Source organism: Saccharopolyspora terrae, from assembly GCF_004348435.1.
Classification (GTDB): Bacteria; Actinomycetota; Actinomycetes; order Mycobacteriales; family Pseudonocardiaceae; genus Saccharopolyspora; species Saccharopolyspora endophytica.
Map to the genome: position 1 here is coordinate 26,313 of NZ_SMKS01000019.1, position 19,895 is coordinate 46,207.

17 protein-coding genes and 2 riboswitches are annotated in these 19,895 nt (G+C 69.4%); of the genes, 7 read left to right on the top strand and 10 right to left on the bottom strand.

The features are described 5' to 3' along the window. Window positions 1–30 precede the first annotated feature (30 nt). Together E1181_RS13495 and E1181_RS13500 are read right to left on the bottom strand one after the other, a co-directional pair. Window positions 31–1,854, bottom strand: coding sequence for an AMP-dependent synthetase/ligase (locus tag E1181_RS13495; protein ID WP_132674621.1), 1,824 nt, complete (start codon window positions 1,852–1,854; stop codon window positions 31–33). 183 nt (window positions 1,855–2,037) lie between these two features. Beyond that, complete coding sequence (locus tag E1181_RS13500) at window positions 2,038–2,295, bottom strand: hypothetical protein (RefSeq protein WP_132674623.1); 258 nt, start codon at window positions 2,293–2,295, stop codon at window positions 2,038–2,040. 363 nt (window positions 2,296–2,658) lie between these two features. Between E1181_RS13500 and E1181_RS13505 the strand changes: the two genes are divergently transcribed. From E1181_RS13505 to metE, 4 genes are all read left to right on the top strand, one after another. Next, the gene (locus tag E1181_RS13505) at window positions 2,659–3,672 is read left to right on the top strand and encodes a helix-turn-helix domain-containing protein (RefSeq protein WP_132674625.1); all 1,014 of its coding nucleotides are present in this window, start codon (window positions 2,659–2,661) and stop codon (window positions 3,670–3,672) included. A 19-nt stretch (window positions 3,673–3,691) separates the two neighbouring features. Further along, the gene (locus tag E1181_RS13510) at window positions 3,692–4,696 is read left to right on the top strand and encodes a helix-turn-helix domain-containing protein (protein WP_165944621.1); all 1,005 of its coding nucleotides are present in this window, start codon (window positions 3,692–3,694) and stop codon (window positions 4,694–4,696) included. A gap of 103 nt (window positions 4,697–4,799) precedes the next feature. Continuing rightward, window positions 4,800–5,567 (top strand): VOC family protein, encoded by a 768-nt coding sequence (locus E1181_RS13515; RefSeq protein WP_132674629.1) that lies wholly within the window; start codon window positions 4,800–4,802, stop codon window positions 5,565–5,567. A 105-nt stretch (window positions 5,568–5,672) separates the two neighbouring features. Then, a riboswitch (cobalamin riboswitch) is annotated at window positions 5,673–5,901 on the top strand. A 130-nt stretch (window positions 5,902–6,031) separates the two neighbouring features. Further along, the gene (gene metE, locus E1181_RS13520; protein WP_132674631.1) at window positions 6,032–8,302 is read left to right on the top strand and encodes a 5-methyltetrahydropteroyltriglutamate--homocysteine S-methyltransferase; all 2,271 of its coding nucleotides are present in this window, start codon (window positions 6,032–6,034) and stop codon (window positions 8,300–8,302) included. A 106-nt stretch (window positions 8,303–8,408) separates the two neighbouring features. On the opposite strand, the gene E1181_RS13525 is transcribed toward metE, so the two are convergent. From E1181_RS13525 to E1181_RS13540, 4 genes are all read right to left on the bottom strand, one after another. Continuing rightward, window positions 8,409–9,467 carry a ribonucleotide-diphosphate reductase subunit beta gene (locus E1181_RS13525; protein WP_132674633.1) on the bottom strand — a complete coding sequence of 353 codons (1,059 nt, stop codon included), beginning with the start codon at window positions 9,465–9,467 and terminating at the stop codon, window positions 8,409–8,411. Window positions 9,468–9,487: 20 nt separating this feature from the next. Beyond that, entirely contained in the window at window positions 9,488–11,962 is a 2,475-nt protein-coding gene (locus E1181_RS13530; RefSeq protein WP_132674635.1) for a ribonucleoside-diphosphate reductase subunit alpha, read from the bottom strand. 47 nt (window positions 11,963–12,009) lie between these two features. Beyond that, window positions 12,010–12,231: riboswitch (cobalamin riboswitch) on the bottom strand. A gap of 60 nt (window positions 12,232–12,291) precedes the next feature. After that, the gene (gene rox, locus E1181_RS13535; RefSeq protein ID WP_132674637.1) at window positions 12,292–13,710 is read right to left on the bottom strand and encodes a rifampin monooxygenase; all 1,419 of its coding nucleotides are present in this window, start codon (window positions 13,708–13,710) and stop codon (window positions 12,292–12,294) included. Between the two features lie 149 nt (window positions 13,711–13,859). Further along, complete coding sequence (locus tag E1181_RS13540; RefSeq protein WP_132674639.1) at window positions 13,860–14,246, bottom strand: VOC family protein; 387 nt, start codon at window positions 14,244–14,246, stop codon at window positions 13,860–13,862. 78 nt (window positions 14,247–14,324) lie between these two features. Here E1181_RS13540 and sigJ point away from each other — a divergent pair, with 78 nt between their 5' ends. Next, on the top strand, window positions 14,325–15,215 hold the full coding sequence (gene sigJ / locus E1181_RS13545; RefSeq protein WP_132674641.1) for an RNA polymerase sigma factor SigJ: 891 nt from the start codon (window positions 14,325–14,327) through the stop codon (window positions 15,213–15,215). A gap of 19 nt (window positions 15,216–15,234) precedes the next feature. On the opposite strand, the gene E1181_RS13550 is transcribed toward sigJ, so the two are convergent. Together E1181_RS13550 and E1181_RS13555 are read right to left on the bottom strand one after the other, a co-directional pair. Further along, a complete protein-coding gene (locus E1181_RS13550; protein ID WP_132674643.1) occupies window positions 15,235–15,744 on the bottom strand; it encodes an AAA family ATPase in 510 nt (169 codons plus the stop codon). A 204-nt stretch (window positions 15,745–15,948) separates the two neighbouring features. Then, window positions 15,949–17,352: an MFS transporter gene (locus E1181_RS13555; RefSeq protein ID WP_235876742.1), complete on the bottom strand. Its 1,404-nt coding sequence runs from the start codon at window positions 17,350–17,352 to the stop codon at window positions 15,949–15,951. Window positions 17,353–17,413: 61 nt separating this feature from the next. On the opposite strand from E1181_RS13555, the gene E1181_RS13560 reads away from it, so the two are divergent. Then, the gene (locus E1181_RS13560; protein WP_132674645.1) at window positions 17,414–17,950 is read left to right on the top strand and encodes a winged helix-turn-helix transcriptional regulator; all 537 of its coding nucleotides are present in this window, start codon (window positions 17,414–17,416) and stop codon (window positions 17,948–17,950) included. Between the two features lie 314 nt (window positions 17,951–18,264). Further along, window positions 18,265–18,666, top strand: coding sequence for an NUDIX hydrolase (locus tag E1181_RS13565; RefSeq protein WP_328590886.1), 402 nt, complete (start codon window positions 18,265–18,267; stop codon window positions 18,664–18,666). Between the two features lie 20 nt (window positions 18,667–18,686). Here the strand turns inward: E1181_RS13565 and E1181_RS13570 are convergent, their stop codons facing one another. Both E1181_RS13570 and E1181_RS13575 read right to left on the bottom strand, forming a co-directional pair. Beyond that, window positions 18,687–19,064: a hypothetical protein gene (locus tag E1181_RS13570; RefSeq protein ID WP_132674649.1), complete on the bottom strand. Its 378-nt coding sequence runs from the start codon at window positions 19,062–19,064 to the stop codon at window positions 18,687–18,689. Window positions 19,065–19,119: 55 nt separating this feature from the next. Beyond that, window positions 19,120–19,878 carry an SDR family NAD(P)-dependent oxidoreductase gene (locus tag E1181_RS13575; protein WP_132674651.1) on the bottom strand — a complete coding sequence of 253 codons (759 nt, stop codon included), beginning with the start codon at window positions 19,876–19,878 and terminating at the stop codon, window positions 19,120–19,122. Window positions 19,879–19,895 lie beyond the last annotated feature (17 nt).

Below are 19,895 nucleotides of genomic sequence, written 5' to 3' on the forward strand. Positions count from 1 at the left end.
CTCATCGGCGTGGCCCGTTCGAGCGATTCCCTACAGCGTCTCGACCGTGTCCGGGTACAGCTCCTCGATGGCCTCGACGTGGTTGTCCGCCACGGCTTTCCGCTTGATCTTCAGGCTCGGGGTGACCTCGTTGTGCTCGATGGTCAGCTCGCGCGGCAGGATCGTGAACTTCTTGATCGTCTCGTGCCGGTTCAGGGTCGCGTTGAGGTCCTCGACCGCGGCCGCCACCATCTCGTGCGCCTTGGGGTGCGCGGCCAGCTCCGCGTAGGACAGCCCGCCCAGGTCGTTGGCCTGCGCCCACTCGACGATCGACTCCTCGTCGAGGGTCACCAGCGCGGCGCAGTAGGGCCGCTTGTCGCCGAAGACCACCACGTTGCTGACGTAGGGGCACAGCGCCTTGAACTTGCCCTCCACCGACTGCGGAGCCACGTACTTGCCGCCGGAGGTCTTGATCAGGTCCTTCTTGCGGTCGGTGATGCGCAACCGGCCCTGCTCGTCGAGCTCGCCGATGTCACCGGTGTGGAACCAGCCCTCGGCCGTGAGCACCTCGGCGGTCGCCTCCGGCATGTTGTGGTAACCGCGCATCACACCGCCACCGCGCAGCAGCACCTCGCCGTCCTCGGCGATGCGGACCTCGGTGCCGGGCAGCGGCTGGCCCACGGTGCCGATGCGGACGTCGTTGGTGCGGTTGACGAAGCTGGCCGCGGTGGTCTCGGTCAGCCCGTAGCCCTCGGCGATCAGCACGCCCGCGGCGTGGAAGAAGCGAGCGATGTCCGGTGCCAGCGCGGCGCTGCCCGAGATGAAGAACCGCAGCCTGCCGCCGAACTTCTCGCGCAGCTTGGAGAACACGAGCTTGTCGGCTACGGCGTGCTGGACCTTCAGCCCCAGACCCGGCTCTTGCCCGTCCTGCTGGAGCCGGGAGATCTCCAGGCCCACCGCGCAGGCCCAGCGGAAGATCTTGTACTTGAGCTCGCCGCCCTCCTTGGCCTGGACGACGACCTTGTTGTAGATCTTCTCGAAGATCCGCGGCGCACCGGCCACGAACGTCGGCCGCACCTCGCCGAGGTTGTCCACGATCTTGTCGATCCGGCCGTCCACCGCGGTCAGGTATCCGGTGCGGATCTGGCCGACCTGCAGGACCTTGCCGAACACGTGCGACAGCGGCAGCCACAGGTACTGCACGTCCTCGACGGTCATCTCGCCGATGGCGTGCATCGCCTCGGCCACGTAGACCCAGTTCGACTGGGCGAGCCGCACGCCCTTGGGGTTGCCGGTGGTGCCGGAGGTGTAGATGAGCGTCGCCAGGTCGTCGATGCCGACCGCCTCGACGAGCTGGTCGAACAGCTCCGGCTCGGCCTCGTGCTTGGCGCGGCCCTGGGCCTCCAGGTCGGCCAGGCTCAGCACCCAGTCGCCGTCGGCGGTTCCGTCGAAGGTGATGACGCGGGTCAGCTCGGGCAGGTTCTCCCGCTGCTCGCGCAGCTTGGCGATCTGCTCGTCGTCCTCGGCGAAGACGATCGTCGAGCCGGAGTCGGAGATGATGTAGGCGCAGCCCTCGGCCGTGGTGGTGGGGTAGATCGTCGTGGTGGCGCCACCGGCGCACATCACGCCCATGTCGGCGAGGATCCAGTCCATCCGCGTGCCGGCCAGGATCCCGCACCGCTGCTGCGACCCCAGGCCGATCGCGTGCAGCCCCAGCGCGATCGCCCGCGCCCTTTCCCAGGTCTGCGACCAGGTCAGCGAGCGCCACTGCTCGCCTTCCGGGTAGCGGAACGCCTCGCTGTCGCCGGACCGCTGGACGCGATCGCGCAGCATGTCGGGGACCGAGCGGAATTCTGAGGAGATCGCGGCAGGCATGAGCCGGAACGTAATCGAGGTCACGCACCCGCGCAATGAGGTTCGGACAAATCGGGAGGGGTCGTTCCGATCTGTTACCGACGAGTTGCCTTCCGGGGCGAACTCGCAGGTCGGTGCGGCCGATCGCACCGGAGGCGGACCCGATGTTCAGCGGGCCCGCCAGGTGCGGATCGGGTCGGTGGATCATGGAACGGCCCCCGCGTTCCCGGCGAGGAGGACGAGGGCGAGCACCGACAGCACGGTGAACACGGCCGCGGGCGGGCCGAGCACCGACCGGGCGATGGTCGCCAGGCCGGACATCGCCCGGGCTAGCACCACCGCCGCCGCGAACAGCGCGACCAGGATGCCGAACAGCATTCCTTGCAGGACGGAGGAAACGGTGTCAGGGGTGACGACCGGTGGGTCGTTTGCCGCCAGCACCTCCGGGAGTATCGTGAACATGCGAGCTCCCTTCACGGGTGTTTCCCGTTGTGAGGGTGATCGTGAGTGCGCGCAGCGCCCCCGGTCGTGGCCAAACGATTTCCGGGGGCGTTCGCATGTCCGGCCGACGATTCGCCGGCCGCGCCTCCGATGGATCCGAGACGCCGAGCGCCCGCTCCGCGGTGAAATTTCACTTCTTCGTTGAAGTTCTTCTCCGCCGAGTGAAACGCGACGCCGTCAGTATGCGATTACCTCAACAAACCGTCAATGTCTTTGTGGGGCAACGACTTGCCGTTATGCACCCGAGGTGTCAGTATCTGCTGGTCTTCAGCGGTTCAGTGAAGTTTGGTGAAATTATCCGAACGGAGTGAAGGAGACGGCGCGATGGCCCGTCCCGGGAACCAGGGCGGAACCGGACGGCTCGGCTCGCGACTTCGCGAGCTGCGCGAATCCCGCGGTATGACGCAACTTCGGCTGGGCCGGTCCCTCGGAGTCGCGGTGTCGAGCATCTCCTCCTGGGAGAGCGGGGCGAAACTGCCGCCGCTCACCCGATTGGCCGATTACGCGACGTTCTTCGCCGCAGGCGCCACCACCGGCGGGGTCCCGCCGGAGAACCAGCTCACCGGCGAGCAGCGCGAAGAGCGCCTGCGGCTCAAGCAGGAGCTCGACCGGCTGCGGACGGCGCTGGACGAGATGCGCGACCCCGTGGAAGCCGAAGCGAGGCAGGACTTCTGGCACTTCCCCGACGGGGGGCCGGTCCTCATCGTCACCGGCGGTCTCAGCGAGAAGCACTGGTCGCCGCTGGGCACCCCCAGCGAGCCCAACTTCCTGTCGCTGGCCCGCTGCGCCGACCTCGACGCCGCGGTGGAGCTGTTCGGGACGGTGCGCGCGGCCAACCCGCGTTCAGAGGTGGAGATCCGGCTCGAGAACCTCGGCGACGACGACCTGCGCGCCCACCTGGTGTTCCTGGGCAGCGGCGCGGCCAACCCGTGGGTGGAGTGGCTGACCGCCGAGTGGCCGGTCCGGCAGGTCCCCGACGAGGACGTCCCCGACGGGTCGGTGTTCGAGATCGACGGCGAGCGCAGGCTCAAACCCGGCTTCCGCGGTGATCAGCTGGTCGAGGACGTCGGAATGCTCGCGCGGATCCCGAACCCGAACAACATCCGCCGCACGCTGACCTTCTGCAGCGGCGTGTTCACCAGGGGAGGGTTCGGCGCGGTGCGCTGCCTGACCGATCCGCAGGCCAGGGACCGCAACCTCTCCTACCTCCGCGACAACGTCGAGGACCTCGACCGCTTCGGGGTGCTGATGCGGGTTCCGGTGATGCGGCACGTGACCGGCACGCCCGACCTGCAGAACCCGGCGAACCGGCTCTACGAGTGGCGACCGAAGACCTGATCGCGAGGAGGCAGCGGTGGTGAGTGCACAGCGGTCCGGTCTCGGCGCACGGCTGCGGGAACTGCGCCAGGGGCACGGTCTGACGCAGGGGAAGCTGGCGCGGGTGCTCGGCGTGGCGGTCTCCAGCGTCTCGCAGTGGGAAGGCGGCGTGAAGGTGCCGCCACCGCCGCGGCTCGGCGACTACGCGACCTTCTTCGCGGCCGAGAACCCCGCGAGGAACGGCAAACTTCCGTCACCGGCCTCGCTCTCCGAGCAGGAGCGCCGGGTCCGCGCGAAGCTCAAGGAGGAGCTGGACGCGCTGCGGTCCCACTCGGAGGATTCCGCCTCGGCGCAGGGGTTCTCGGACTTCTGGAGGTTCCCCGACGGCGGTCCGGTGCGCATCCTCACCGGGCGCGTTCCGGCCCGGAACCTCTCGCCGCTGGCCTCGCCCGAGCGGCGCAACTACATCGGGATGTCCTCCTACGCCGACGGCGACTCGTTGATCGAGCTCTACGGGCACGTCCGGGCGCTGAACCCCGTGTCGGACGTGCGCTTCGACATCGCCCGCCGCATCGACCCCCACGACCTGCAGGCGCACCTGGTGCTGCTGGGCAGCCCGGCGATGAACCCGATGCGGCGGCAGGTGCGCTTCGGCCTCCCGGTGCGCCAGGTCGAGGTCGACGACCTCGGGCACGGAGAGGTCTTCGAGGTCGCCGAGGAGTCCCGGCAGTACCGGCCGACGCTGCACGACGACCGGCTCATCGAGGACGTGGGCATGCTGGCGCGCTTCCCCAACCCCTACAACGTGCGGCGCAGCCTGACCTTGTGCAGCGGTGTGTTCACCCGCGGCGGGTTCGGCGCGGTCCGCTGCCTGACCGACCCCGAGCTGCGCGAGCGCAACCACGAGCGCCTCAAGCACCGGATCGCCGACCCGGACAACTTCGGGATGCTGATGCGCGTTCCGGTCGTGCGCAACGCGACGGCCACCCCGGACCTCAGCAATCCCGACACGTGGCTGCGGGCGTGGTCCCCGATCAAGTCCTGAGCGCTCCTCCGCGTCACCAGGGGTGACACTCCCGCGCTCGGTGGGCGATTTGTCGGGGCCGCTGGTTACCGTCGTGGCAGTTCCCGGAAGCTGAGGAGGAGTCATGGCGGAAGTCGATGCGGTGCAGCCCAACGGGACGCCCGCGTGGATCGATCTGGGGACCCCGGACCTCGATCGTGCGATGCAGTTCTACGGCGCCGTGTTCGGATGGGAGTTCGACGTGGGGCCCGAGGAGACGGGCCGCTACACGATGTGCCTGCTCCGGGGCAGGGAAGTCGCCGCGCTCATGCCCAACCACGACCCGGGAGCGACCGAGTTCTGGTGGAACGTCTACTTCGCCACCGATGACGTCGCCGGCACCGTGTCCAAGGCGGAGGCCGCCGACGGCCACGTGATCACCCCGCCCATGGACGTGATGGACAAGGGCCGGATGGCGATTCTCTCCGACCCGGTCGGCGGGCAGTTCGGGCTCTGGCACGGCAACCGCCACGTCGGCGCCCGCCTGGTCAACGAGCCGAACACGTTGCTGCGCAACGATCTCGTCACCCCGAACCCGGGTCCGGCGCGGGAGTTCTACCCGAAGGTCTTCGACTTCAGCCTGGACAGCGACGGGTACTTGGGCGAGGACGACTTCACGTTCCTGCGCCGACCTGACGGCCACGAGATCGGCGGCATCCTCGGCGACCCGTCGGCCCCCGCTTCGTCCTGGGGCACGCTGTTCATGGTCGAAGACGCCGACGCCACCGCGCGACGCGCCGCCGACGCGGGCGGTGTGGTCCAGCCGCCCTACGACATGGCCTACGGCCGCATCGCCGAGATCAAGGACCCGTTCGGCACGCCCTTCACCATCGGTGCCGCCAAGACCGGCTGAGCACCGGCGTGATCGGGATCTCCTCCAGGTGTCGAACGGGAGCTCAGAGCCGAGACGGGGACCGCGCCGGGAGCTGCGCGGGGTTGTCTCGTGCCCGCGGATGGTTAGCCTGAGGGTGCTGGTGGTTCGTCCGGTCGAGCGGTGAGCGCGATGGGACGAGGCAAGAGGGAACCCGGTGCGAATCCGGGACTGCCCCGCAGCGGTGAGCGGGAACGACCGCCGTCATCACGCACTGGACGTCACGCGTCCGGGAAGCGACGGCCAGTAGGACCGGTCTTGCAGACGAGACCGGGTGCCCGCGAGTCCGAAGACCTGCCACCGGCGCGCGCACCGACGGTGCGCGCTGGTCCGAGGTCTCGCGGGAGGGCCTGGCGGACGATCAGCGGGCGACGTGCGTCCGCTGGTCGGCGCGTGCCTGTCGCGAAGTCCTCGACCGACCACGTCGAGCTCGCGAGGAGAGAGCGTTGACCAGCAAGATCGGATCCACCGTACTCGGACATCCCCGGATCGGCCCGAACCGGGAGCTCAAGCGCGCCCTGGAGTCCTACTGGGCGGGCCGCAGCGTTGAGGCGGACCTGCGGGAGGTCGCGCGCCGGCTGTGGGAGGACACCTGGCGGGGTCTGGCCGAAGCCGGCCTCGACTCGGTGCCGGGCAACACGTTCTCCTACTACGACCACGTCCTGGACACCGCCGTCACCTTCGGCGCCGTCCCGCGCCGCTACGCCGAGCTGGGGCTCGGCGCGCTGGACACCTACTTCGCCATGGCCCGCGGCACCGAGGCCGTGCCGCCGCTGGAGATGACGAAGTGGTTCGACACCAACTACCACTACCTGGTCCCCGAAATCGGTCCGGACACGAGCTTCTCGCTCACCGACCGCACCGCCGTCGAGCAGTTCCTCCAGGCGCGCGAGCTCGGGGTGGAGATCCGGCCGGTGCTGGTGGGGCCGCTGACCTTCCTGCTGCTGTCCAAACCGTCCGAAGAGGACTTCGACCCGCTGGACAAGCTCGCCGAACTCACCGACGCCTACGAGCAGCTGCTCGGGGAACTCCACCGGGCCGGTGCCCGGTGGGTGCAGCTCGACGAGCCCGCGCTGGCCGCCGACCGCACCCCGCAGGAGCTCGACGCGCTGCGCAACACCTACCGGCGCCTCGGCGACCTCGCCGAACGCCCCGCGATCCTCACCGCCTGCTACTTCGGCGATCCCGGTGACGCGCTCGGCGTGCTCGCCGCCGCGCCGATCGAGGGCCTCGCCCTGGACCTGGTCACCGAACCGTCCACTGCGGACCGAGTCGTCGCCACACCCGGGTTGCGCGACAAGGCCCTGGTCGCGGGGGTGATCGACGGCCGCAACATCTGGCGCGCCGACCTCGACCGGTGCATGACCGCGGCGGCGACGCTGCTCGGCTCGGCCGGTGAGGTGAGCATCGGCACGTCCTGCTCGCTGCTGCACGTGCCCTACGACGTCGACGCCGAGACCAACCTCGATCCGCAGGTCAAGCCGTGGCTGTCGTTCGCCGCGCAGAAGGTCCGCGAGGTCGTCACCCTCGGGCGGGCTCTGCGCGAGGGCCGCGAGGTCGTCGAGCCCGAGCTGATCGAGGCGCGTGCGGCGGTGGCCGACCGGGTGCGGGCGGAGCGGGTGCGCGACAACCGCGTTCGCGCGCGACTCGACTCGCTGCGCCCGCAGGACTCCCGTCGCACCGATTACGCGAAGCGGCGGGAAGCGCAGCAGAAGTCGCTCCGCCTGCCACCGCTGCCGACCACCACGATCGGATCGTTCCCGCAGACCACCGACGTCCGCAAGGCGCGCGCCGCGCTGCGCGCCGGGCGCATCGACGCGGCCACCTACCGGCAGCGGATGCGCGACGAGGTCGAACGGGTCATCGCGCTGCAGGAGGACATCGGCCTGGACGTGCTGGTGCACGGCGAACCCGAGCGCAACGACATGGTGCAGTACTTCGCCGAGCAGCTCGACGGTTTCGCCGCCACCGACAACGGGTGGGTGCAGTCCTACGGCTCCCGGTGCGTGCGGCCGCCGATCCTGTTCGGCGACGTGCGGCGACCGGAACCGATGACCGTCGAGTGGGCGGCGCACGCGCAGCGGCTCACCGACAAGCCGGTCAAGGGAATGCTGACCGGGCCGGTCACGATGCTGGCGTGGTCGTTCGTCCGCGACGACCAGCCGCAGGCCGACACCGCCCGCCAGGTCGCGCTCGCCATCCGCGACGAGGTCCGCGACCTGGAGGCCGCCGGGATCCGCGTGGTGCAGGTCGACGAGCCCGCGCTGCGCGAACTGCTGCCGCTGCGGGCCGAGCAGCGGCCGGCCTACCTGGAGTGGGCGGTGGAGTCGTTCCGCCTGGCCACCTCCGGGATCGCCGAGGCGACCCAGATCCACACCCACCTGTGCTACTCGGAGTTCGGCGACGTCATCGACGCGATCGTGGCGCTCGATGCCGACGTCACCAGCATCGAGGCGGCCCGCTCCCGCATGGAGGTCCTCGCCGACCTCAACGAGGTCGGTTTCGACCGGGGCGTGGGGCCGGGCGTCTACGACATCCACTCACCCCGGGTGCCCGACGAGGAGGAGATGGAGGAGCTCCTGCGGGCCGCCCTCAAGGCGGTCCCGGCCGACCGGCTGTGGGTCAACCCGGACTGCGGTCTCAAGACCCGCGACTACCCGCAGGTCGAACCGGCGCTGCGCAACATGACCGACGCAGCCCACCGCACCCGCCCCTGATCCAGCGGGGTCCCCACCACCAGCGGCCCTGGTGATGGTGCACCGGGCAGTTCCGGTCCGAACCGTCCACGATCGAAGTCCGGTCGGTTCGGACCAGAACCGCCCCTCAGTCCCAGGTGAGCGCCGCGCCCGACTGGTACTCCGTCACACGGGTCTCGAAGAAGTTCTTCTCCTTCTTCAGGTCCATCGTCTCCGACATCCACGGGAACGGGTTGTCGGTCTCCGGGAAGACCGGCTCCAGGCCGAGCTGCGCGCAGCGGCGGTTGGTGATGAACCGCATGTACTGCTCGCACACCTCGGAGTTCAGCCCGAGCATCCCGCGGGGCATGGTGTCCCGGCCGTAGGCGTTCTCCAGCTCGCACGCCTCGCGGAGCATCGTGCGCGCCTCCTGCTGGAACTCCGGGGTCCACAGGTGCGGGTTCTCCAGCTTGATCTGGTTGATGCAGTCGATGCCGAAGTTCAGGTGGATCGACTCGTCGCGCAGGATGTACTGGTACTGCTCGGCGATCCCGACCATCTTGTTCCGCCTGCCCAGCGACAGGATCTGCGCGAACCCGGTGTAGAACCACATGCCCTCGAAGATCACGTAGAACGCGATGAGGTCGCGCAGGAACGCCTGATCGGCCTCCGGCGTGCCGGTCGCGAACTCCGGGTTCTCCAGGTTCTGGGTGTAGCGCAGCGCCCACGCGTCCTTGTCGGCGATCGACGGGATCTCCCGGTAGGCGTTGAACAGCTCGCCCTCGTCGAGCCCGAGGCTCTCGCAGATGTACTGGAACGTGTGGGTGTGCACGGCCTCCTCGAAGGCCTGCCGCAGCAGGTACTGCCGGCACTCCGGGTTGGTGAGGTGCCGGTAGACCGCGAGCACGATGTTGTTGGCCACCAACGATTCCGCGGTCGCGAAGAACCCGAGGTTGCGCTTGAGCATGGTGCGCTCGTCCTCGGTGAGCCCGTCGCGGGACTTCCACAGCGCGATGTCGGCCTGCATCGACACCTCGGTGGGCATCCAGTGGTTGTTGCACCCCGCGAGGTACTTGTCCCAGGCCCAGCCGTACTTCAGCGGCAGCAGCTGGTTGACGTCCGCCCGGGAGTTGATCATCGCCTTCTCGGAGACGTCGACCCGCCCGCCGTCGCGGTCGATGGTGCCGAGTCCGGTGGTGGTGCTCATGAGCTCCTTCTCCTGGGGGATCACTGGCAGGCCTCGCAATCGGGGTCCTCGACCGAGCAGGCCGCCGCGGGAACGGCGTTCAGCTTGCCGTCGGTGCCGCGCAGCGTGGACTTCTCCACGTGGGTCGCGCTGGACGAGCGCAGGTAGTAGGTCGTCTTGAGGCCCTTGCGCCAGGCCAGCCGGTAGAGCTCGTCGAGCTTGCGGCCGCTGGGCGTGGCCAGGTACAGGTTCAGCGACTGCGCCTGGTCGATCCACTTCTGCCTGCGGGCCGCGGCCTCGACCAGCCAGCGCGGCTCGATCTCGAAGGCCGTAGCGTAGAGGGCTTTCAGCTCGTCAGGGACGCGGTCGATCGGCCCGAGCGACCCGTCGTAGAACTTCAGGTCCGCGACCATCGCCTCGTCCCACAGCCCGGCGCGCTTGAGGTCGGCCACCAGGTGCGGGTTGACGACGGTGAAGTCGCCGGACATGTTCGACTTGACGAACAGGTTGCGGTACAGCGGTTCGATGGATTGACCGACGCCGCAGATGTTGGCGATGGTCGCCGTCGGCGCGATGGCCATCACGTTGGAATTGCGCATCCCGCTGCCGCGAACCCGCTCCCGCAGCGACGACCAGTCCAGCGTCGAGCTCCGGTCCAGATCTGCGCTCCCGCGCGCTTCCCGAACGAACTCCTGGGAATCGATCGGCAGGATTCCCCGGCTCCACAGCGAGCCCTCGAACGAGGCGTAGCGCCCGCGCACCTCGGCGAGCCGGCTGGAGGCGTCGATGGCGTGGTAGCTGATCTCCTCCATGCTGCGGTCGGCGAACTCCACGGCGTCATCGGAGGACATCGGGATCCGCAGCTTCAGCAGCGCGTCGGAGAAGCCCATCAGCCCCAGCCCCACCGGGCGGTGCCGGCTGTTGGAGCGCTCGGCCTCGGGGATCGTGTAGAAGTTGATGTCGATGACGTTGTCCAGCATCCGCACGGCCGTGCGGACGGTCGCGGCGAGCCGGTCGCGGTCCAGGCCGTCGGCGGTGACGTGCCGGGCGAGGTTCACCGACCCCAGGTTGCACACCGCGACCTCGTCGGCGGCGGTGTTCAGGGTGATCTCGGTGCACAGGTTCGACGAGTGCACCACACCGGTGTGCTGCTGCGGCGAGCGCAGGTTGCACGGGTCCTTGAAGGTGATCCACGGGTGCCCGGTCTCGAACAGCATGGTCAACATCCGCCGCCACAGCTCGACGGCCCGAACCCGCCGGAACACGCGGATCTCGCCGCGGTCGGCCGCCGCCTCGTAGTCGCGGTAGCGCTCGGCGAACGCCGAACCGCAGAGGTCGTGCAGGTCGGGTGTCTCATCGGGGGAGAACAGCGTCCAGGACTCGTCGGCCTCGACGCGGCGCAGGAACTCGTCGGGCACCCAGTTCGCGGTGTTCATGTCGTGGGTGCGCCTGCGGTCGTCACCGGTGTTCTTGCGCAGGTCCAGGAACTCCTCGACATCGATGTGCCAGGTCTCCAGGTACGCGCACACCGCGCCCTTGCGCTTGCCGCCCTGGTTGACCGCCACCGCCGTGTCGTTGGCGATCTTCAGGAACGGGACCACGCCCTGCGACTCGCCGTTGGTGCCGTGGATGTGGGCGCCGATGCCGCGCACCGGGGTCCAGTCGTTGCCCAGCCCACCCGAGTACTTGGCCAGCAGCGCGTTGTTGCGGTAGGAGCTGAAGATCGACTGGAGGTCGTCGTCCACAGTGGTCAGGAAGCACGACGACAGCTGCGGGCGGGTCGTGCCGGAGTTGAACAGCGTCGGCGTCGAGCACATGAAGTCGAACGACGACAGGAGTCGGTAGAACTCGATGGCACGCGCGTCGCGGTCGTCCTCGCGCAGCGCCAGGCCCATCGCCACCCGCATGAAGAACGCCTGCGGCAGCTCGAAGCGGACGCCGTCGTGGTGCAGGAAGTACCGGTCGTAGAGGGTTTGCAGCCCCAGGAAGTCGAAGGCGAGATCGCGCTCGGCCTCCAGCGCCGCGCCCAGCCGGGACAGGTCGAAGCGGGCCAGTTCCGGGTCGAGCCGGCCCAGCTCGATCCCCCGCCGCACGTAGTCGGTGAAGTAGGAGGCGTAGCGGTCGCGCATCTGCTCCTGGTCGGTCTGCTGCGGAGCACCGGCCAAGTAGCTCAGCGCTTCGCCGCGCAGCTTGTCCAGCAGCAGCCGGGCCGTGACCAGGGAGTAGTTCGGCTCGGACTCCACCAGCGTGCGCGCCGACATGATCAGCGCTTCGCCGAGTTCGGCGTCACCGATGCCGGGGTAGACGTTGCGCTCGACCTCGGTGAGCACCGCTGACGGGTCCACGTCGGCGAGTCCCGCGCAGGACTGCTCGACCACAGTGGACACGCGGCCGCCGGTGAGCGGAATGGGTTCGGACAGTGCGGTGTCGGTCACCGGGACTCTCTCCTCGCGAGCTCGGAAGGCATGCCCGGAACCGGCGGCAGCACGCGAGGACGCGACGGAAGCGAAGACCATCGCATGTCCGCGTGGACCCTCCCGCGAGGTCCCGGACGGCGCGCACGGGCGTGCGCGCGCCGGTGGCAGGTCTTCGGACTCACGGGCGCCCGGTCTCGTCTGCAAGACCGTGCCTACTGGCCGTCGCTTCCCGGACGCGTGGCGTCCAGTGCTCAATGACGGCGGTCGTTCCCGTTCACCGCTGCGGGGCAGTCCCGGATTCGCACCGGGTTCCCTGTTGCCACACCGGACCCGCGCGGGCCCGGTGAACCACCAGCGAGCGACACTCTACATCTTGGGTCTGACTCGTCCACCGACACCAACATGGGCGTGTCGGAGGGAGAAATGAGTCACTTCCCGAACCACTTCGACAGGTGGGGGAGGAGGTCCTGCTGATCGTGTCCGACCCATGCGACGTGACCGTCCGGGCGCAGCAGGACGGCGGGAGCGTCGAGCTCCGCGCCGACGTCGACGACGTGATCGACCCGGTCGTCCCAGCCGTCGACCGAGAGCTCGCCGGTCCGGTCGAGCAGCAGTCCGCGCCCGGCCCGCATCAGCTCGTAGAGGCGACCGCGCCCGAGCTCGACGTCGCGCATGCGCCTGCCGATCAGGTCGTGCTCCCCGCCGAAGTCGTAGCGCACGTCGAGCGCGATGATCTTCTCGGTCAGGTGCCGGTTGACCTCGTCGAAGTCCATCAGCTCCGACACCAGCCGCCGCACCGCCCGCGGGCCCGGCTCGGTGGACATCAGCTGCATCTGCGCGCGCGTGTTGTCCAGGACCGCGGCGGCCACCGGATGCCGTTCGTCCTGGTAGCTGTCGAGCAGGTCCGCCGGTGCCCACCCGGCGATCTCGGCGGCGAGCTTCCAGCCGAGGTTGAACGCGTCCTGGAGACCGAGGTTGAGCCCCTGGCCGCCGACCGGCGGGTGGATGTGCGCGGCATCGCCCGCGAGCAGCACGCGGCCCGAGCGGTAGCGCTCGGCCTGCCGGGTCGCGTCGCCGATGCGCGCGAGGCGGCGAGGCGAGTGCGCGCCGAAGTCGGTGCCCGCGATGGCCTCCAGCTGGCCGGTGAGCTCCTCGAGCGTCGGAGGTGTCGAGCGGTCGTCGGCCACACCGGCGGCGGGCACCACGACCCGGCACCACTCGCCGTCGAGAGGGCCGACGCCGAAGCGCTTCTGGGTCGTGCGGACCTCGTCGGTCACCGCGGCCATCGTCTCCGGTGACGCGGTCACCTTCATCTCGCCGAGCAGCGTGTCCACTCTGGACGGTTCGCCGGGGAACCCGATGCCGCACAGCTTGCGCACGGTGCTGCGACCGCCGTCGCAACCCACCAGGTAGCGCGCCCGCAGCCGCGAGCCGTCGGCCAGCTCGGCGGTCACCCCGTCCTCGTCCTGATCGAGCCCGACCAGCTCGCAGCCCCGCCGGACGTCAACTCCCAGCTCGGAGGCTCGCTCGGCCAGCAGCCGCTCGGTCGTGGTCTGCGGGATGCCCAGCACGTAGCCGTGCGCGGTGTCCAGGCGCTCGGGCGCGGGCTTGGAGATGGCGGCGAAGAACCCTCCGAGCGGGTACTTCGTTCCCTCCGCCAGGAACCGCTCCAGCAGGCCCCGCTGGTCCAGGACCTCGATGCTGCGCACGTGCAGACCCAACGCCCGCACGAAGTCCGTGGGCTCCGCGGCCTCGTCCACCACGACCACGCCCACCCCGTGCAGCCGCAGCTCCGCCGCCAGCATCAGACCGGTCGGACCGGCACCGGCGACAACAACGTCGATCATCTTTCAACCCCCGGTCACACCGTGCCGCGAAGTCGGCATCTTCGCAGCTCACGGCTTCAGATCGGAGATTCTGCGGCATGCCCGGGGGCTTGCCGCAAGCCCCCGGGTGCGCTATACGTTGAGCACGGCGGGAAAACAGCGCCGACGCGTCACCGGGCCTGGAACAGCTCCACCACGTTGCCCGACGGATCGCGCAACAGGACCTGCTGACCGCCCGGACCGCAGATGACGTCATTGCGGAAATCAACACCTTCGGCGCGCAGCCGATCCACCTCGGCGGCCAGGTCGTCGACGATGAGGTGGATCCGGTTCCACCCGCCGGGCCCGGGGACCGCGCCGTCCGGCATCGCCCGGCCCGCCGAACTGGTCGGACCGCTCAGCAGCAACCGGAGGGCACCCCTGGTGACGTCGGCGAACGCCGGTGCGAAGTCGTTCCGGACGGTGAAGCCGAGATGGCGCGCGTAGAAGTCGACGGCCTTGTCGACGTCGTCGACCATGTACCTGACGCTGACGAAACCACTGGCGTTCTCGGGCATGGTCTTCTCCTTCGTGGTCACATCCTGCGGATAGGTGGGTTCACAGTGATGAGCCCGGCCGGAGGGACGGTGTGACAGGTGGCGGACGACGATCGGCTCGCTCAGCGGTTCGAGCAGCAGCGAGGGCAGCTGCGCGCGGTGGCCTACCGGATGCTCGGGTCCGTGACCGACGCCGAGGACGCGGTGCAGAACGCGTGGCTGCGCCTGAGCCGAGCCGAGCCCGACGAGATCGCCAACCTCGGTGGCTGGCTGACCACGGTCGTCGCTCGCGAAGCCCTGCACCTGCTGCGGTCGCGCCGGCGTCGCCGTGAGGAGCTCGTCGACACCGCCGCCACCCCGTTGCCGGATCCCGTGGTCTCCGCCGTCGAGGGTGAGGATCCGGAGCAGCAGGCGCTGCTCGCCGACTCGGTCAGCCTCGCGCTGCTCGTGGTGCTGGAGTCGCTCAGCCCGGCCGAGCGGTTGGCCTTCGTGCTCCACGACATGTTCGACCTGCCCTTCGACGAGGTCGCGCGGCTGGTGGACCGCACCCCGGTGGCGGCCCGGCAGCTCGCGAGTCGCGCGCGGCGACGCGTCCGAGGTGCCGCGCCACCGACTCCCGACCAGGACATCGGCAGGCAGCGCGCGATCGTGGACGCGTTCTTCACCGCCGCGAACGCCGGCGACTTCGACGCGCTGGTGCGGTTGCTCGACCCCGACGTCGTCTTCCGCGCCGACTTCGGCGGTGAAAGGCCGCCCGCGGTGTACCGAGGGGCGGAGAAGATCGCCCGGCAGTCCCGCGCGAGTCGCGGTGCGGAGCTCCACCCGGTGCTCGTCAACGGCCTGCCCGGCGTGGTCACCGCCCGGTCCGGCCGTCCGGTGTCGATCATGGCGTTCACCGTGGTGGACGGCCGCATCGTGGAGATCGACGGCATCCGCGACACCGACCGGGTGAGGCGACTGACGGCCTCAGTCGTCCGATTCCGCGAATGACGGCCCGAACCTGCAACCGTTAGAACACCTCTCGCTGAATCCGGCCAACGATCTCATCCAGGGTGAGCCTCTCGGATACGGTGCGTTCGTCGATCAGGTCGAGCCGACCCGCCTGGCCGAACCACTCGCTCATCTCCGCGGCCCCGAACTCGGCGCATTTCGGCCGCGTCGCGTGCCGCCGCAAGGTCTCCGACCAGCTGATGTCGAAGTAGTAGAAGAAGCTCGGGCCCGCGTGGTCGTCGCGGAGGGACCGCAGCATCGCCCCGTAGCGGGGAGCCGACAGGATTCCTTCGAGGATCACGTGAAATCCGCGATCCAGCGCGAACCGCACGGTGTTCGAGATCAACTCGATGTTCGCCGCACCAGGCCGATCGTGCTCACCTAGCAGGATCCGGCGCAGGTAGTCCTGCTCCACCAAGGCCACGCCGCGCCCGACCCGTCGACGCAATTCCCGCGCCGCAGAGGACTTCCCAGAACCGGAAGGCCCGCGAAGAACCACCAGCCGAGTGCCGTCGTCACCGGTTCTCATGCGCCGTAGCTCAGCGCGGTCCTGTGGAACGCGGTCAGGACTGCGGCGTTGTCGCAGTCGAGTGTCAAGTCGAAACAGATGTCCATTCCGGGAACGTACCGTCGATGTCCGACATGTCCGCCGCACTCGGCCGAGCCCGGATTCCAGCGGAGACCGGGACGCTCCCGCGTCTTGGTGTGCGGTGGGGGATGGTCGGGTGGTGGTTCACCGGAGTGCGCGCCGGGACAACGCGAGCACGACCGCAGCCCCGAGCAGGGAGAGGCTGCCGGTGAGCACGGCCACGTGATTCCAGCCGGAGAGCTGGGCGGCGATGTCGCCGCCTGGTGCGGAGGCGAGAACAGCGACTACGGTGACTCCGATCGAGGCGCCGACGTAACGGGTGGTGTTGTTCAGCCCGACGCCCACGGCGGCGCGATCGGGCGGGACGGTGGCCGTCGCTTGACGACCAAGAGCAGCGTTGAGAACACCGGTGGCGACGCCTGCGACGAGCAGGCCGGGCACCAATCGTCCCGTGGTCGAACCGGTTTCGAGTCCTGCGAGGAGCAGCAGGCCGGCGCCGGTGGCAGCGAGTCCGATCGCCAGCTGCGCAGTCCCGGTCAACCGCGCGGCCAGCCGATGACTGAGCACGGCTGAGACAGCGCTCGCACCAGACCAGAGCCCCATCGTGGCGCTGGCCTCCAGCGTGCTCATCCCCATGCTCGTGACGAGGAACGTGCCTGCGAACGACATCAGTGCGATCACGCCGGTGCCTGCGGCCGTGGCCGCCACGATGGCGGCGAGGAAGTCAGCTCGTCGGAACAGCGCGAATTCCACCATGGGCGACCGGCTCCGGATCTGACTGATGGCGAAAGCCGCCAAAGCGACCACTGCGCCACCGGCGCACATCAGGGCGGGGAAGAGGCCACCCAGACGCCCTTCGACGAGCGCGACCAGCAGCAGTGCGAGCCCGCTCGTCATCAACGCGGCACCCAGCAGGTCCAGCCGCTTGCCCGGAATCACCGCCGTCTCCGGAAAGCACCACCGCGCGGTGACGGCGATGATCGCTCCTACCGCTGCGAGCAGCCAGTAGGGTGCGCGCCACAGATCAGCGAGGTCGAGAAGTCCGGTGAGCAGCGGGCCGAGCGCGATTCCCAGCCCAATGCTGGCGCCCCACCAACTGGCCGAGACCGAGCGGGCTCCGGCGTCGCCGGCGACGGCGGCCACGAGTCCCAGCCCGGTCGCGATCAGACCAGCCGCACCAGCACCTTCGACGAGTCGTCCGATCACGAACTGCGTCGCCGTGGACGCGGTCGCGCATACCACGGAACCGGCTGCGAAGACCCACGCGCCGAGTGCGAAAACCCTTCGGCGGCCGGACTGGTCCGCCAGAGCTCCCGCGGTGAGCAGGCTCACCGCGAGGCCGGTGCTCATCGAGCTCAGGATCCACATGGTGGCTCCCGGTGGGGCGGCCAGCGCAGCGGTGACCGTCGTCGCGTTCCCCAGCGGCCCCGAATAGGCCAGCATGGCGCCGAACGTGCTCAGCGAGGTCAGGGCGAGGGCCGCCACGAACGATCGACGTGCACCGTCGGCGGGGCGAGGTGCGGAAACGTGAAGATCTGGTCTGCTCACCAGACCATCGTGACACAGGGGCGGTCTGGTGAACAGACCGCTCTGCCGGTAGCATGGGGACGTGGCATTGGGAACCGGGTACGACCAGCAGGGCTGCTACCTCGCCCGCGCGCTCGAAGTGGTCGGCGAGCGCTGGACCCTGCTGATCCTGCGCGACTGCTTCTACGGGGTGCGCCGCTTCACGGACCTGCGCGAACACCTCGACATTTCCCGCGCCGTGCTCACCGACCGGCTCGACACCCTGGTCCACGCCGGCGTGCTGACCCGAGAGGACTCGGGCGGCCATCCGGAGTACCTGCTCACCGAGACCGGCAGGGCGCTGTGGCCCACGATCTTCTCGTTGGCGAAGTGGGGTGAGCGGCACACCCGCGGCGCACACCCCGCCCGGATCTTCAGCCACGCGGCGTGCGACACGGACATCGACGACTTCGGGCGATGCCACGCGTGCGGCCAGACCCCGGGCCCCGAAGACCTCGTCGTCCGCCCCGGTCCCGGCACCAACGCGATGCGCCGCACCGACCGCGTCGCCCGCATCCTCGAAGAACCCCACCGGATGCTGACCCCGATCGGTGCGGCGGCCGACTCAACCGGCTGGTGACCGAAGACCCGGTTCAGCCCGCCTCGTGAACGGGGCGTCGACGCCACCCAGCGTGCTCTTCCAGGACCTGGCGAGGACCTGCGTCGTCGCAGTCGAGGGTCAGATCGATTCCGACGCCCAGACCCGCACCGCAGGGGCCATGTCCGGCATTCCCACCGACCCGAGCCGCGGGGTACCCCGGACTTCAGTGGAAATCGGTACCGGGACTTCAGTGGAATTCCGTGTTCTGATTTCCATTGAAATCCGGAGGTTCGCCCGCTGGAGTGACGTTGGGTGGGGTGGTCGTGGTTCATCGGACGGTCGTTGATGCGCACGTGGTTCTGGTGCGGGAGGGCGGTGTGTTGCTCAGCCGTCGACGGGGTAGCTACGGCGACGGGTTGTGGCACCTGCCGTCTGGGAAGCTCGATGCGGGGGAGTCGTTGGTGCAGGCCGCGATTCGCGAAGCTCGCGAGGAGGTCGGTGTTCGCATCGAGTCTGCGGCGCTCCGGCACGTGCACACGCTGCACGCGACCGCGCCCGGCGTAGAACCTCGGCTCGGCGTGTTCTTCGAAGTGCGCGACTGGCGAGGCGAGCCGGAGAACCGGGAGCCCGAGAAGTGCTACGAGCTGGCGTGGTTCGGCCTCGACGACCTTCCCGCCGACCTCATCGCCTACCCCGCCGCGGGTTTGCGCGCCTACCGCGAGGGCCGTCCTTTCGGGACCCTCGGATGGTCTTGACGACCGCGAAAACCCCTGGTTCAGCGGACGCTTCGGAAGTTGTCCGCCGGGACGTGGACGGTGTCCATGGTGGTGAAGGTGACGTCGACCGCGTCCGGCAGCCAGGTGACCTCGCGAATGGCGGGAGGCGATGAGCCGAAGCCGACCTCGACCGGGTAGTAGTAGCTCGCGGCGTCCGGGCCGAGGTGCAGCTCGTAGCCGGTGCCGGCGAGGTGCCACAGCTCGACCAGGTAGAGCTCGCTGGACCACTGGGTCCCCGAGTGCTCGTAGGTCACGCCGGAGTCCCGGGACGTCTCCTGGTGCAGGATCTCGGTGCGCACCGAGATCGACGGTCCCACGAGGAGGATCAGGGCCAGCGCGGCGGCCGATGCCGCGACGATCGACAACGTCCTGCGCATCCGGGAATTGTGCCAGCGGTGAGGCCCGCGCCGACGCGCGGACCTCACCGGCCGGTCAGTGGATGTGCGAGCCGCCGTTGATGTCGTAGGTGACACCGGTGAGGTAGCCCGATTCCGGTCGGCACAGGAACGCGACGACGTCGGCGACGTCGGACACCCGACCGGCGCGGCGAGTCGGGATGTCGGCGATCATCGCGGCCTTGCGCTCCGGGTCGAGCTTGCCGGCCGTGATGTCGGTGTCGATCAGGCCCGGGGCCACCGAGTTCACCGTGACGCCCGACGGGCCCAGTTCGCGGGCCAGCGCGCGGGAGAACCCGAGCAGCCCGGCCTTGGCCGCCGAGTAGGCGACACCGCCGAACACCCCGCCGCCGCGCTCCGCCGACACCGACGAGAGGTTCACGACGCGGCCGAAGCCCCGCTCGGCCATGCCACCGACGACCCGCTTGGTCATCAGGTAGCTGCCCCGGACGTTGACCTCGAAGACGCGGTCCCACTCCTCGTCGGAGACCTCCAGGAACGGGACGGGGGAGGTGATTCCGGCGTTGTTGACCAGCGCGCCGATCTCCGGCAGCTCCGACTCGACGACGGACACGGCGGCGTCCACGGCAGCCTTGTCGGTCACGTCGCAGCCCGCGCTGACCGCGGCCACGCCGTGCGCCTCGACGACGGCGTTGGCGGTGTCCTTCGCGCTGGCCTCGTCGAGGTCGAGGACGGCGATGTTCCAGCCCTGCCCGGCCAGCGCGTGCGCGATGCCCTGCCCGATGCCGCGGCGCGAACCGGCACCGGTGACGATGGCTGTGCGGTTGTTGGTCATGCGATCTCCTTGGTGGG

Excerpts from the sequence above, each read along its gene's own strand:
- E1181_RS13495 (WP_132674621.1), bottom strand. The coding sequence starts at position 1,854 with ATGCCTGCCGCGATCTCCTCAGAATTCCGCTCGGTCCCCGACATGCTG.
- E1181_RS13500 (WP_132674623.1), bottom strand. The coding sequence starts at position 2,295 with ATGTTCACGATACTCCCGGAGGTGCTGGCGGCAAACGACCCACCGGTC.
- E1181_RS13505 (WP_132674625.1), top strand. The coding sequence starts at position 2,659 with ATGGCCCGTCCCGGGAACCAGGGCGGAACCGGACGGCTCGGCTCGCGA.
- E1181_RS13515 (WP_132674629.1), top strand. The coding sequence starts at position 4,800 with ATGGCGGAAGTCGATGCGGTGCAGCCCAACGGGACGCCCGCGTGGATC.
- E1181_RS13525 (WP_132674633.1), bottom strand. The coding sequence starts at position 9,467 with ATGAGCACCACCACCGGACTCGGCACCATCGACCGCGACGGCGGGCGG.
- E1181_RS13530 (WP_132674635.1), bottom strand. The coding sequence starts at position 11,962 with ATGGTCTTCGCTTCCGTCGCGTCCTCGCGTGCTGCCGCCGGTTCCGGG.
- rox (WP_132674637.1), bottom strand. The coding sequence starts at position 13,710 with ATGATCGACGTTGTTGTCGCCGGTGCCGGTCCGACCGGTCTGATGCTG.
- E1181_RS13540 (WP_132674639.1), bottom strand. The coding sequence starts at position 14,246 with ATGCCCGAGAACGCCAGTGGTTTCGTCAGCGTCAGGTACATGGTCGAC.
- E1181_RS13550 (WP_132674643.1), bottom strand. The coding sequence starts at position 15,744 with ATGAGAACCGGTGACGACGGCACTCGGCTGGTGGTTCTTCGCGGGCCT.
- E1181_RS13570 (WP_132674649.1), bottom strand. The coding sequence starts at position 19,064 with ATGCGCAGGACGTTGTCGATCGTCGCGGCATCGGCCGCCGCGCTGGCC.
- E1181_RS13575 (WP_132674651.1), bottom strand. The coding sequence starts at position 19,878 with ATGACCAACAACCGCACAGCCATCGTCACCGGTGCCGGTTCGCGCCGC.